Below are 12,955 nucleotides of genomic sequence, written 5' to 3' on the forward strand. Positions count from 1 at the left end.
CCAGCCTCGCTTGCGGGTGCACCTTCGTTGATGCCGACAATGCCGGCCTCGAGCTGATGTGCGACGCGCTCGATACTGCGCGCGTCCCGATGCATTTCAGGCGGCGTCCGCCGATCAGGTAGCGCCCAGGCACACTTTCTGCGCAGCCGAGACCAACGAATTTCACTGCGGAGCATGTCATGCCGGCCCGGATGAAGGCATTCGTCAACTTTGCGACGGAATACATGGCAACGGTGCTCAAGCCTCGCACGCAGTGACGACACCTCCCCTAGCTGCGGCGACGTGCAGATTCCGTCGGTGAGCGACCGAGGCGGCCGGTGCGCCCCTCGGCGAATGGCCGTTGTAGCTAAGGAAGCGCCGCTAGAATCCTCCCGACCAAACGGCCGTGTCGGGTCGACCGGAGCCGGTCGGCGTCGGACCGGCTCCGGCCAGGGGACTAAACCGCTCGCGCGGTATGCACTCCGTTTGAACGCGGTGGTTCTTCATAGGAAACTCAGCCGGTTTCCTATGTTGAGCAATGAGGCACTCCGCCTCGTTGCTCAACAGGAGCCCAGCCATGACTACCCCCAGCCAGGGCATCAGTCCGCTACGCCAGCGCATGATGGACGACATGCGCATGCGCCGCCTCGCGCCAGCCACGCAAGCCAACTATCTTCGTGTGGTTCGAGAGTTCACCGTCTTTCTCGGTCGCTCGCCTGACACCGCCACCGTCGAGGACCTGCGGCGCTATCAGCTACATCTGGTTGACCGCGGTGTGTCGCCGATTTCCCTGAACGCGGCGATTACCGGATTGAAGTTCTTCTTTGTCACCACGCTCGGTCAAGGGGAGGTGATGGCGAAGATGCGTCCGATTTATCTTCCGCGTACCTTGCCCGTCATACTCAGCCGCGACGAAGTGGGTCGGCTGATCGCGGCGGCCAGTAACCTCAAGCATCAGACCGCGCTCGCAGTAGCCTATGGCACAGGACTACGTGCCAGCGAGGTGGTGGCCCTGAAGGTCGGAGACGTCGACAGCCAGCGCATGACGCTGCGCGTTGAACAGGGTAAAGGTCAGAAGGACCGCTACGCGATGCTGTCCCCGGTGCTGCTTGAGCGCCTGCGGGTCTGGTGGCGAGTGGCCCGGGCGCAGGGCAAGATGCTCGACGGCGGCTGGCTGTTTCCCGGGCTCGACCCGATTGAATCGCTCAGCACCCGTCAACTCAATCGGGTGGTCCATGCGGCCGCCGAGGCCGCTGGAATCGACAAGCGTGTGTCCATGCACACCTTGCGCCATAGCTTTGCCACCCATCTACTGGAACAGAAGGTCGATATCCGCGTGATTCAGGTCATGCTTGGGCACAAGAAGCTCGAGACCACAGCGCTTTATGCCCAGGTCGCCACCGATATTCTGCGTGAGGTGGTCAGCCCTCTCGATGGTCTGGATCCTGCGTAGATAGCCGTCGTGGCGCATTGCGCGCTCGAGGTAGCCGACGTCTTTCGCTCTCTTGGTCCAGCGTGGCGCCAATCCGCTCACCTGAACCTCGGGCAACTGAAGGTGATGTCAGCGATCGAACAGTGCCGCAGCGCGGCGCTGGGAGGGCACGTGCTGCGTTGCCAGGGATGCGCCAGGATCGAGATCGCCTACAACTCGTGCCGCAACAGACATTGTCCGAGGTGTCAGGCTACCGCTGCGCGCCGGTGGCTCGAAGCGCGTGAGGCCGATCTTCTGCCCGTCGAGTACTACCACGTAGTCTTTACGCTGCCGGCTGCGATCAGCGCGATTGCGTACTACAACAAGGCCGTCATCTACGGGCTGCTGTTCGATATCGCGGCCGAGACATTGCGCACCATCGCCGCCGATCCGAAGCATCTCGGGGCACAGATCGGTGCCACTCTCGTGTTGCATACCTGGGGCTCCGCGCTCACGCATCATCCCCACGTGCATGGCATCGTTCCCGGTGGTGGGCTGGCGCCGGACCGAAGCAGGTGGGTAGCGTGCAAGCCAGGCTTCTTCCTTCCGGTGCACGTGCTCTCGCGCCTGTTCCGGCGACGCTTCCTCGAGGAGCTGGAAGCGATCTATCGCCGCGGCCAGTTGCGCTTCTTCGGCGAATACGCCGGGCTCAACAATATGGCAGCCTTTGCCGGGTGGCTTGCGCCAATGCGTACATGTGAGTGGGTGGTATACGCCAAACGCCCGTTTGCAGGGCCCAAAGCAGTGCTCGCCTATCTGTCACGCTATACCCACCGGGTGGCGATCTCCAGCCAACGCCTGGTCGCGCTCGACGAACATGGCGTCACCTTCCGCTGGAAGGACTACCGCGTAGACGGACGCACACGTAACAAGACCATGACGCTCCAGGCAGATGAGTTCGTGCGCCGGTTCCTGCTGCACGTGCTGCCTGGCGGCTTCCACCGCATCCGCCACTACGGTCTGCTCGCGAACCCATCGCGGCGCGGGAATCTCGCGACGATACGCGAGTTGCTGGACGTCGCGCCTAACAGTGTCGGCCTCAGTGCCAACGTCGTATCCACCGTGGAGATACCGCCAACCTTCGTTTGCCGGCACTGCGGTTCGCCAATGATCATCATCGACATACTCCAGCGCAGCAGACCTATCCGGGCGCCGCCTGTCGAGTGGGTCCACGCATGAACACCATCGTGTCAGGATGCACAATCCGACTGTCGGCTCTTCGGCAACGAGAGCCAATAGCAGACCCCTGTGCCTATCGATCCAAACAGGCAGTCTGGCGCTGGCCGGGTCGGCGCGATGACAACCCACCGCTGTGCCGTCCCCGCGATCATGCCTGTCTAACCTCAGATTTATCCGCGTTCATATCCACCATGCCCTCAACGTGATCGAACAAATCGCCATAGCGGTGAAACGTTCAGACCATGCCGGAACACTCCGCGGTTTCCTCCCTTGGGGCTTGTAGGACGCCTGCCCGCTGGCGTCGGGGCGAGTTGACGCGTCGAAGGATGAGGGCAGGCGTCCTACAACCCTAAACAAGACCGGCCAGTCGCCGATGCGGTCACGGGGTCATTCGAACGTCGCATGTGGCCCGGCAAGCTGCCGTTCGATCCGCGGATGCGTGTGCTCGTCGCACGCCACTTCGGTGAGCACTGACCTACAATATAAGCATGGTTGCGACCTGATAAGGAGGCTGCCATGACCCAGTCTATGATCTCCTTCGTTGTCGGCTTGGCGGTCTTGTTGGTCGCCGGGTTCATGGTGGCGCAACGGCACAGGCACGATCACCCAGAAGAGGGGATGGTCCAGTGGCTTGATTCACACCATATGGGTTGGATACACCGGCACAAACATTGATGTCGCGCCGCACAATAAAGAGCCCCACAGCGATAGGGGTTTCGTGCGATATATCGCAAATTACGATCAGCGGCAGCGCTTTTACCAGTAGTGATGCACTTTCCCGACATGAGCTGCGCTCCGATTTCCGTTGCGACCCGCGCATAGCGCACCAATCACCGGCCGCCGTCACGGATGGCCCTTGCACCGCGAAAACCGATGCCATGCCGACTTACCAATACCGTTGCGAAAAGTGCCGCGAGACGTTCGAACACGTTGAACATCTCGCCGAGCATGAAGCCGCCCATCCGCACTGCCCCAAGTGCGGAAGCGAACAGGTTCAACATATACCCACGCCGTTTGTCGCAAAGACGTCGAGAAAGAGCTGAGCTCTGCCCACATCAATTCGCTTTTTGGTGCGGTGACACCTTCCCAAACGAATGACGTCTGCGCGGTGGATGTGTTGCCGCGTACAAAACTTGTGCGCGAGCTAAACGTGACCGAGTTCGGCCAAAGACGGGCGCCAGCAGCTGCTCCGGAGCTACCCGATCTGTTTCGGGTGAACGATCCGAGCTTATGGAAACTTGGGCCGCGTGAGATATGCGCACGGTGGTAGTCGTAGATCGGCCACATGAAGAGACGGTCGAAAGACCTTGACGAACGGCCGAAGTTCGGGACGTAACGCAGCAGCCAACGTATCAGAGCCCCGTCGAAAAGTACTCTCAGCTCGCGTTTGTGATGGGTCAGTCTGACGCTACTCAAAATAGAAGCCCGATCCGACCAAGCCTGGGACTTCATCGATCTTCGCCTCCTTCACGTAGGTCCATTTCCTCGATGGTTGGGTCTGCCCGGGTTTCGGGAACATATAGTCGACCCATCCCGATCCTTTGGTTTGGGCCGTCCAAATCATGGCGTCATGAAACAACTTACCATCGACGTCCTTTTGACCGGTTACCTTGGTCCCTTCACGGGCTGGGAAGGCAGGATTTAACAGTACATTCGACTCCATGTCGTAGACGAATAGATATGTGTCATCGTGGAACCACTCGGAGCCCTTCACTCTGAACTCGGAAAAAGCCGCCTTACCTTTACTGTCAATCAGAGTTGCGGCTTTGTTTACTAGCGCTTCGACCAGTTTTGTTTTCTCGGACGGCGGGGGAGATGACTGGGCAAATATGGGCGACGCGGCACCAAGCAAGCCTACCAAGAGCAAGAGGCCAATCAAGAAGGGCTTCGTTTTCATGGCGTTGTCTCCGGCCGCTGACTGCGACGCTCTTGAGCCGCAAAGCAAGCTTTCCGCCGACGGTTCTATTCTTCGTATGGGGGCGAGTCGCGTTCCGTTTTATTCTCACGCCAATACGTTTGGTTCGCCGTGCATTGATAAGGAAAACGAGAACTATGTGTGACGTTCAATCGCCGGGCGCATGAGGTTCTCGCTTCAAGGCTGAACCTCATACGGTGGACATGTGGACAGGCGCTGATCGTCTACCGCACGGCCGACGGTGAAGTGATACAGGCTTTGCCAGGTGTGATCCTCCACGCCGAGCAGTGCGTGCATTTCATCATCGAAAAAGCAGCCAATCCCTGTCGCGCGCACGCCGGCGGCTTCGGCTTCGAGATAGAGCGCCTGGCCAAGAATGCCGCATTCCCAGAACAGATGGCGATAACGCCATGGCTGCTTCAACGCGATTCCGAATCCCGCGATCATCCCCAGCGCAAAGCAGGAATCGGCGCCGATATCCTGGTGGCAGCAAATCGACTTTGCCGTGGTGCGCAAATCGTAAGGCAGTAGAAGATAGAGCGGCAGATGATCGGGGCCGGTCTTTTGCCACAGCCATTCTGGACGTAGAGACCGCTTGAGATCCGGCAGTGCGCCCGGATTTCTCACGAACATATACAGGCCCGGCTCCAGGTCGCCCACGCGGTGCACCATTAGCGCTGCATGCACTGCTGCAGGAAACACCAGTGCATTCCACGGCGGCGTGCCATGACATGGCAACAAGCACGCCAGCATGCTGAAAAACGCCGCCTTGGTGATACACGTCGTACCGTCGAAATTCACCGCGCTGCGACGCTGCCGCGCGATCCGGGCAAAGCTGAGATCAAGGGCGGGTGCCGCGGGCGACGGATGCAGCTCCAGATCCGGCAAGGTTGGATCGCGAGTACGGGCCTTATGCGTGGCGCGATGGATCGAATCGATATCCGGCCACTTCACATGTCCCGGACTCAGCTGATTCGCGCGTCCGTGCCACTGTGCGCTATGCAAGGCGATCAGCATGCGCTCAAGATCAGGCCGCGATTCGGGGTTGCCGATCCAGAGCAAGGCATCCGGCGCCTCTGCTTCTGCCTTCCCGAAATCTTCTCCGCGGTTCAATCCAAGCAGGTTGGCGACTGCGTCGTCCGCAGCAGACTCCGCCAGCCGCGTCTGCCAGCCAAGCGCTGCCGCTGCGTAACTCACCGCGGCGATGACATGGCCGCAATCGTGCTGGCAGTAGCGCCAACCGCGCATGCCGTATTTCCACGCCTCGCGCCAGGGGATCGAGCTTATACCGATCAGGACGCCACTTTGCGGGAACGCCTCGCTCCATCGTTCGTCATCCACTGCAGCGCGACATTCAAGGGAATGGTTCCGGCTCAGGTAATGGTAGACCCCACCCGACAAGCCGGGCAGAGTCGGACACAGAAGATAGCCCTCGGTCGGATGTAGATTTCCGCTCGAAGGGTTGCAGCGCAGTGCCCACCGCTGGGTGCCGTAGGATTTCCACGCCGACAGGCCGAGCGAAAGTTCGAACAGGATTGCCAGACTGGAAAGATCGAATCTGCGCGCGGGCGGCAAAGCGCCGCAGCGCAGTTCGTTGTAGCGTGTAGTCAGGCTATCCGCGGCTAACGGCAGAGCAATGCGCGGTGCGCCGTGAAACACCCGGAACGGATCCGGTTGTGTTGCCCAGTCGAGTTTCCCGGGGCCAGGGGCGTAGCCGCTGACGCGATGCTTGCTGCGCTCGTGATATTCAAGCATCGCATACTTTAACCGGTCCATATTCCCCTCAGACCAGGAATATCCGCACATGCGGCTGTACAAAACCGGCTCGCTGGACGTTGGCGCGAGGTCGTCATCAAGTCGTGGAATCGAATGCGCTTCGGCAAACTGCTATTGCGTTCGGCGCCTCCCGTGCGATGCCCCGGCAATCGGGGGCACAAAAGCCGGGGGATGTTTCCAGCGCTTAGGTCACCCTTCAGGTGTCTTCGAAGGTATTCGGGACCGCCGACTTCAAAAACTCGTGGCCATCCCAGGTTAGCCGCCAGTCGCTACCCATCGAGCGGACGAGATTTGCGTCGGCCAGCAGGTTCAATTGATACCACACACCCCGGTTCGAAACATCGAACGCATCCTTGAGCGCGCTTTCAATGTCAAATTCGCTGAGGTGCGGGGATTTGTTTTCCTCGAGAGTCTTCAATATTGCGAGTGCCAGATACATATCGCGTTTCACGATCTCCTCCTGTCGCAGATAGGACATACATCGAAAGGGCGCCAAGGGGACAACGTCCGCGCAATCGATGTGATTCCGGGTTCCCAACAGACTCATCCCATGGTCCGAACGCGTAGGGTGAATTTCAACACCAGTCGCGAGCGCTGCCTGGGATTCAACGCTTCGGTCCCCTCATACCCTCGGTTTCCATCGCAGCATTCCGCTCTTCGCAGGCTTCAATGGGTTCCATGGTCTCGTCGATGGAAGCTGTCGCGCGTTCTGTGGCCGCCTTCGTTTCGTCGACGGTGGAACCGAGTCCTCCGTCGTCGTCGCTCGGGGGCTGCAGCATGTCTCGAAGCATGGCCTCCAACTCCGGCGTGTCCCACGGCGTGCCATGCTGCTCTCTTTTCTTTATGTAGTGCCTGACTTCCGCGTCCTGCTCCGGCGTCAGGGGAAGACCGCGAAATGTGCTTTGGGGGTAGCGTCGGTCATGGTATTGCTCCGGAATTTATCCCATTTTGAGTGTAGCCCTGTTGTGGCCAACGAGCTTCTGCTATCTGTCTGCGCATGGACTGATCCATCCATTCGCATTGGCTCATCCAGCGAGCGGACGTTGCAATCGGCACAGATACGAGCCCGGGCGCTTTGCGCACCGATGCAAATTGCGACGGGTCATGAAGGATGGCAGGAACTATGACAAAACTGTTCGGAGGGTTTTCTTTCGAGCGCGTGCACAAAAGCTGTACGCTGGTGATTCCCGACTGCGAGAGGATCGGACCCAGATGAGCGGATGGCATTCGGCTTTCGCAACCTCAGCCGCAGCGATGACGCACTCGAGCACTGCGTAACGTTCTGGGGTTATGACAACGTCGTGAAGGGGACCACGAATATCGGTGTCGGACAGACGGGAGGGCGGAAGATGCGACTGATCGAACCGGATGAACGCCAGGCTTTCCAAGCGACCTTGCAGCGCAAGGGACTGGCAGAAGGTGAATTCGAACTGCTGGAAACGGATACGACAGACCCCAAGGGCGACGAGAACGTCGGCTTGCAGGGATATGTCACCGTAACCAGACTCTCAACAAAAATTGCGAGGGAATATCCCATCGGCTTCGAAACCGGTTGGGTGCAGCATTTCAGACAGGATCTCGAAGCTGGCGTCTTCGATAAGCAGGAATGAGATCCCGCTGTTGCCGCGAACTCTCCGAGCGGAGCAAGCAGGTATGGCGAAGTGGAAGCCGGATCAACGGTGGGGGAGGGAGTGATGTGGCCTTATCGATCCGGAGCGATGCGGGCGGCCTCGATCAGTAACCCCAGGCATCCCGGAGCCCAATGCGCCTACGCGGCGGTCTTGACTGGTGTCAGCGTGGCCCTGCCACGTCGCTCCCTGCAATCGCACAGGCGACCGTACGCTTACGGGGTGTCGAGTTCGAGCGTCCGAAACTGTGGCCGATAATTACCGCCTCCACCAACCAGATCATGATGTCTCATACCATTCGCGGCGAACCTTTACACAAGCTTTTGCGCGATGCCACAACGCTCGCCGCAACTTCATGCGGTATCAGATATAGACTGAATTTGACCTGTATTCAGGTTGCCGCATCGAGTGTCCCGAACGTGTGCGGAACGCGTGATTCAGAATCAGCGGAGGCGCAAATGGCGACTGCAATTATTACCCCCCGGAATGATGGCCCGTACCACATCAAGGGCGACTTCAAGATTACCACTCGAGGCGGGAAAAACATTGAGGTGAACAAGGACGAGGGCTGGCTGTGTCGATGCGGTGACTCGCCGAACAAGCCATTCTGCGACGGTTCGCACAAAAAGTACGAGTTCAAGAGCAATCTTGACGAACAGCCGCAGGAAGGTGAAACACCCTGATGCATCAGGCGCTGTCGACAAGTTCGGCGCGGGCTTCGCACACGCGTCAAGGCTGTGCACTGTCCCAATGAGAGTGTGCGTGGTTTCACGCTGCCCGAGCGCGCGCAAGCTTACAGGAAAAGCAGAGGATGGGGGACGCGAGTGTCGCGGACATCGCTAACCGGAAGGTGTGTTCTTGCAGTGCTCGTACTCTGCATAGGTGTTACATGCCTGGCAATCGGCGCGCCGCTGCTGTTCGAGTTGTCAGTGATCAGCCGTGCCATGAGCGATTTTCGGCTGGATGAGGCAGTCGAAAACGCCCGAATTTCCAGTGGCGAAAAGCCTGCCATCGAGGATCTCCTTAACCCGCCATACCTGAAGCGATACGGCCTGGACCTGAACTTGTACGTGGACAAGCACGGCCGTTTTTTGCCAACAGGCTCTGATTGGCAACAATGGGGACTTCGGACAAAGGCGGCGGCGACTGTCATGTGGCTGGGTCATGATCCGCCCGGGACATGGTGGACCTTCGGTCAGATAAGGTGTGTCGATCGCTTTTACGAAGCTTATGGCGACAGCGAGCCGATTGTCGATGTCGCTGATGCTTGCCTCGGCGAGCCACATTGAGCAACGCATGCGCAATCGGGGAGGCGCGGCCGAGCAAGAAGATCGGGACTTCACAAAATGAGCTGGATATCGCGCGCTTCCGGGACAAAACATGTCGCTGAACTCGCGCTCAAGATTGCCGGCTAGCGCCGGCCTGAATGGCCGATGACTTGCCGGCAGGCACCAGGGGACAAATGGCTGCTTCACCTTGGAGAGCTGCCGTAGAGGTCACTCCGGGTCGAAGGGCAGCTCGGGGTCGCGTGCTGCCGATCGTCGTCAGGCAGAGGTCGGCCAGTCTCGTCGGTCGACCCCGGTGCGCGAATCGTTGGCAATCGAGCAGCGAGGACAAGGAACACAAGGACCGCAACTGAAAGAAACGTCATGAACTGGCTGGCCGATACCGTTCTCGTGGTGCATGCGCTGATTATATTGTTCATCGTCGGCGGGCTAATCGCGATCTGGGCAGGTGCACGGTTGAAACGCGGCTGGATCCGCAACCCTGCGTTCCGGCAAGTGCATCTCGTAGCGATAGGTGTCGTTGCGATTCTCGCTGTTCTTGACATACCGTGTCCGCTGACGGTCCTGGAGGACTGGCTTCGTACCGGACGCGTCGGGCTGCAGGGCATCGTGCAGCGTTGGGTAAGCTATTGGCTCTACTATGATTTGCCCGGCTGGCTGTTCGCGACTGCCTACGCAGCGTTCCTGCTGGTCGTGGCGGTTACGTGGTTTCGTATCCCGCCGCGTTCGTGATGGGATCACATCGCATTCCACGAGTGACTGCTTCATGGCGCGCTCGTGTTCGAGACCGACTTCGCCTTCGTAGATGGTCGGGACGGCGGGGTTAGCTGCGTAACGCCAACGGGGGATCGGGCAGAGTTCGGCCATCACGCGTTATTCGTCCGTCCCGTCACGCAGACATTGAGACGGCGGGTCCGCTCTCGCAAACGGCCATTCCATTGCCAAAGGCGAACGTAGCTTCATCCGCGTAGGCCGACCGCATCGGGCGGTAGATGGCACAAGAGCGGCCGGTCGGCATCGACGTCCGGATCGTTGACAATCGATGCGCACCCGTATTCGGATGGAGCGTTCCCATGCGAATTCTCGCTGCTGTCCTGCTCTCGCTGGTCAGCGAGCTTTTCTGTTACTGCCTACGATGTACATATTGATCCTAAAGCGTTTCGGGCCGAAGAGTCGCAGCCCCAATTCATCTTCGCAGCGGACGGAGCGACCTTGGCGGTCACAACGAGCTCCACCTCGTCCAACGCGACGACGATTAGGGCGATCGTTTGGAGACAGCCATGCATTTCGACTACCAACAATTCCACATCGACGCGTCACCTCTTGATGAAGGCGGCCGCTATTACGCTCGCGCAAAGATCTACCGGCGCGCCTTGGCGAGTGGCGATGCCGTCGAAGTAAAGTATTCGGGCGACCTTGGCGATTATCCCTCCGACGCGGATGCTATTGAGGCGGCGCAGCGTTGGGCGATTCAGTGGTGCGACGAGAACTCCGCTTAGGCTTCACTATCTAGGTCCAGGCTGTTCCGGAGTATTCGCCGCACCCACAGACATCCAGTCCGGGGGCACGCGTCAGGCGAGAGCAATACATGCCCAAGGGCTGACAATGGCCCTCACGACCCATCCTGCTGATCCCCCGCAAAAGAAGCGCGCATAATGCACACATCCCTTTGTCAGGACGATGGAGGGAGATGTGACCACTTTTGCTATCGACGCCGTTCGCATCAACCCGACGAACGACAGGCTTACCCATGTGCGTTGGGCTCCCGTCGATCCGTCGACGCGTGAATGGCTGTCCCCGCCTGCGATTGTGTAGGTGGTCGAAGTCGTCGCCGCGATCTGTCGGGGAGATGTTGTCTGGTCCCTTTTTACGCTTGGTGGCACACGGTATCTCGGGCCAAAAATCGTGCCCGTCTCTCACACCGACGGACACGCCGGGATCAATACGGATGTTCCCGGCGATCACGTCGAAAAATGCATTGACGATTTGCCGCACCTTTGACGGCATAACTTTGAGGCCGTCGGGGATCACGCGTGCGCATCGTTTCTCGGCAGGCGAAAATTCGCGGGGACTGTGAAAGGTCTCGATCGGGACTGTAAGACTCGTTAATGGACAGAGAGCTGACATTCGCCGACGCCAGTTTGTAAAGTTAGCAAAGCGATACGCGACAGCCGCACCAATTTGACCGGCGAACGTTGGCTCGGGCCGATGACCCACCATTAGCCTTTCCGCGACGAAAGTCCGCTTCACTCTTCAAAGAGCCATTGATGCTTCGGCATGCCGGAAGTCGGCTTTGGGTCGAGAAGACTCATTCGGCCGTAACGAAAGCTGACATTCGCCGACACATACCCCCGCATGTCGACAAAGCGACACGGAACGGCTGCACATTCCTGGTCGGCCACCGTCCGCTAAGGCCGACTTGCCGTTCTCCCGGATTACCGCCGGCTGCCCGACCGCTCAGTTGGCCGTCCGCTGAAGTGCCGCTTTGCCGCCGGCGGAGAGCGGGTTGGCGGGGCGATGTGCCCATTCCGAGACGGGCTGTTGGGGCACGTAACGTTTCGGGCTTTCCTCGCATCGACGGACGCCACCCAGCTGAGCAGGCAGGAGCAGCGCTGGCGCTCTCGCGCATAGGTATAGGCCGCAACGGCCGCCGATTCTCCTTTCCAGCTACGAAGTGTTAAAGATAGTGCCGCGTTCCCGAGAGTCAAACCGATTGGTTTATATGCAACTAACAGTCAGGCCCAAGCGGCGGCCGGCTTGGCTCTGCCATAACAGCGCTGCGTTAAGAAAAGGGGCGGCCAGCCAGTTTGTCCATGCTTCGAGAAGCGTGCCCGGTTCACCCGCGCTGTTCAGGGGCGCTCGAAGTCATTGGGTGTCAGTTCCAGACGTGCGCACGGATGCGCAAGTAGCTTCCGTTCGGCGATCGCGCGGATGCGGCTGTACCCGTCCCGGAAAATCCTCTCGATCCGGGCGTCCCGGGCCCGCGGCTCAAGCCAGAAGAACTTCTGGGTCGCTCGTATACGGGTGAATGGAATAAAGATTCACTGTGGATCGTTAAGATGCCAGGGGAAGGACACGCCGCATCTTGGAAGCGGCAAAGGAACTGCCTGGCGAATTCGCCGCTGGGGAAAGACTGGGGAAGGCAGCATGAACTCAAGGGAGGTGCGATGACCCGCACGGAAAGAGTACAGGAATATCTGGACGCCAGCGAATCCTACGTGACCGCCCTCAATCCGACGGCGCAACAGACTGCAACGTTCTGTGCGGCGACAGCACAGCTGCTCGCGGATGATCTAGGCGGGAAGGTGGCGATCTCGTTGCCTGAGGAGATTCACATCGTGCGAAAGCCGAACGCATCACGTCGCTTATACCAGTAACCGACCTCGTCGAAAACCCATGCTTCACTAGGTTTTTGGCTACTTCAAACTGCATCAGAACGCGGGACGAGAAGAGATTTTTTTGCACTTTGCCCCTTCGTTCATGGCCATCGCCGTTTATCGTTTGCCTGATTCTGGGATCCCCGCGCCGCACGAAGGGGCGACTACAGCTTGTAGATCACCCGTTCGTTTATTCTCGAATTGGTACAAGTGCCGCTCGCCGGCGGAGAGCGGGTTGGCGGGGCGATGTGCCCATTCCGAGAAGAGTTCTTGGGGCACGTAATGTTTCGTGCTTTCCTCGCATCGACGGACGCCAACGGGCTGAGCAGGCAGAGCAGCGCTGC

Annotated in this window: 13 protein-coding genes and 2 pseudogenes; 10 read left to right on the forward strand and 5 right to left on the reverse strand. The window is 59.2% G+C overall.

Translation table 11 applies throughout. From position 1 onward, the window contains the following. Positions 1–556 precede the first annotated feature (556 nt). From JMY24_RS34445 to JMY24_RS34455, 3 genes are all read left to right on the forward strand, one after another. Positions 557–1,432 carry a tyrosine-type recombinase/integrase gene (locus JMY24_RS34445; RefSeq protein ID WP_201703751.1) on the forward strand — a complete coding sequence of 292 codons (876 nt, stop codon included), beginning with the start codon at positions 557–559 and terminating at the stop codon, positions 1,430–1,432. A 9-nt stretch (positions 1,433–1,441) separates the two neighbouring features. Continuing rightward, positions 1,442–2,629, forward strand: coding sequence for an IS91 family transposase (locus tag JMY24_RS34450; RefSeq protein WP_128595146.1), 1,188 nt, complete (start codon positions 1,442–1,444; stop codon positions 2,627–2,629). Positions 2,630–3,507: 878 nt separating this feature from the next. Next, on the forward strand, positions 3,508–3,672 hold the full coding sequence (locus JMY24_RS34455) for an FmdB family zinc ribbon protein (RefSeq protein ID WP_128595147.1): 165 nt from the start codon (positions 3,508–3,510) through the stop codon (positions 3,670–3,672). Between the two features lie 365 nt (positions 3,673–4,037). Here the strand turns inward: JMY24_RS34455 and JMY24_RS34460 are convergent, their stop codons facing one another. The 4 genes from JMY24_RS34460 to JMY24_RS34475 form a co-directional block, all read right to left on the reverse strand. After that, a complete protein-coding gene (locus tag JMY24_RS34460; RefSeq protein ID WP_128595148.1) occupies positions 4,038–4,526 on the reverse strand; it encodes a cache domain-containing protein in 489 nt (162 codons plus the stop codon). A 195-nt stretch (positions 4,527–4,721) separates the two neighbouring features. Then, positions 4,722–6,320 carry a SagB/ThcOx family dehydrogenase gene (locus JMY24_RS34465; protein WP_128595149.1) on the reverse strand — a complete coding sequence of 533 codons (1,599 nt, stop codon included), beginning with the start codon at positions 6,318–6,320 and terminating at the stop codon, positions 4,722–4,724. Positions 6,321–6,516: 196 nt separating this feature from the next. Continuing rightward, positions 6,517–6,771 carry a DUF2513 domain-containing protein gene (locus JMY24_RS34470; protein ID WP_236597662.1) on the reverse strand — a complete coding sequence of 85 codons (255 nt, stop codon included), beginning with the start codon at positions 6,769–6,771 and terminating at the stop codon, positions 6,517–6,519. A gap of 154 nt (positions 6,772–6,925) precedes the next feature. Then, entirely contained in the window at positions 6,926–7,258 is a 333-nt protein-coding gene (locus JMY24_RS34475) for a hypothetical protein (protein ID WP_128595156.1), read from the reverse strand. A 411-nt stretch (positions 7,259–7,669) separates the two neighbouring features. Here JMY24_RS34475 and JMY24_RS34480 point away from each other — a divergent pair, with 411 nt between their 5' ends. From JMY24_RS34480 to JMY24_RS39465, 6 genes and pseudogenes are all read left to right on the forward strand, one after another. Next, the gene (locus tag JMY24_RS34480) at positions 7,670–7,930 is read left to right on the forward strand and encodes a transcriptional regulator (RefSeq protein ID WP_128595157.1); all 261 of its coding nucleotides are present in this window, start codon (positions 7,670–7,672) and stop codon (positions 7,928–7,930) included. Positions 7,931–8,406: 476 nt separating this feature from the next. Then, positions 8,407–8,631: a CDGSH iron-sulfur domain-containing protein gene (locus JMY24_RS34485; RefSeq protein ID WP_128595158.1), complete on the forward strand. Its 225-nt coding sequence runs from the start codon at positions 8,407–8,409 to the stop codon at positions 8,629–8,631. A gap of 246 nt (positions 8,632–8,877) precedes the next feature. Then, entirely contained in the window at positions 8,878–9,237 is a 360-nt protein-coding gene (locus JMY24_RS34490) for a hypothetical protein (protein WP_236597663.1), read from the forward strand. A 360-nt stretch (positions 9,238–9,597) separates the two neighbouring features. Continuing rightward, positions 9,598–9,966, forward strand: coding sequence for a DUF2784 domain-containing protein (locus tag JMY24_RS34495; RefSeq protein ID WP_128595151.1), 369 nt, complete (start codon positions 9,598–9,600; stop codon positions 9,964–9,966). 548 nt (positions 9,967–10,514) lie between these two features. Then, a complete protein-coding gene (locus JMY24_RS34500) occupies positions 10,515–10,733 on the forward strand; it encodes a hypothetical protein (protein WP_128595152.1) in 219 nt (72 codons plus the stop codon). Between the two features lie 193 nt (positions 10,734–10,926). Continuing rightward, a pseudogene (locus JMY24_RS39465) lies at positions 10,927–11,235 on the forward strand (hypothetical protein). 848 nt (positions 11,236–12,083) lie between these two features. On the opposite strand, the pseudogene JMY24_RS38800 reads toward JMY24_RS39465, so the two are convergent. Beyond that, positions 12,084–12,239: pseudogene (locus JMY24_RS38800) on the reverse strand (DUF1488 domain-containing protein); the annotation flags it as partial. Positions 12,240–12,401: 162 nt separating this feature from the next. Here JMY24_RS38800 and JMY24_RS34510 point away from each other — a divergent pair. Further along, positions 12,402–12,611, forward strand: coding sequence for a hypothetical protein (locus JMY24_RS34510; protein WP_128592022.1), 210 nt, complete (start codon positions 12,402–12,404; stop codon positions 12,609–12,611). The last annotated feature ends 344 nt before the right edge of the window (positions 12,612–12,955 follow it).

This window comes from Paraburkholderia kirstenboschensis (assembly GCF_904848585.1).
Classification (GTDB): Bacteria; Pseudomonadota; Gammaproteobacteria; order Burkholderiales; family Burkholderiaceae; genus Paraburkholderia; species Paraburkholderia kirstenboschensis.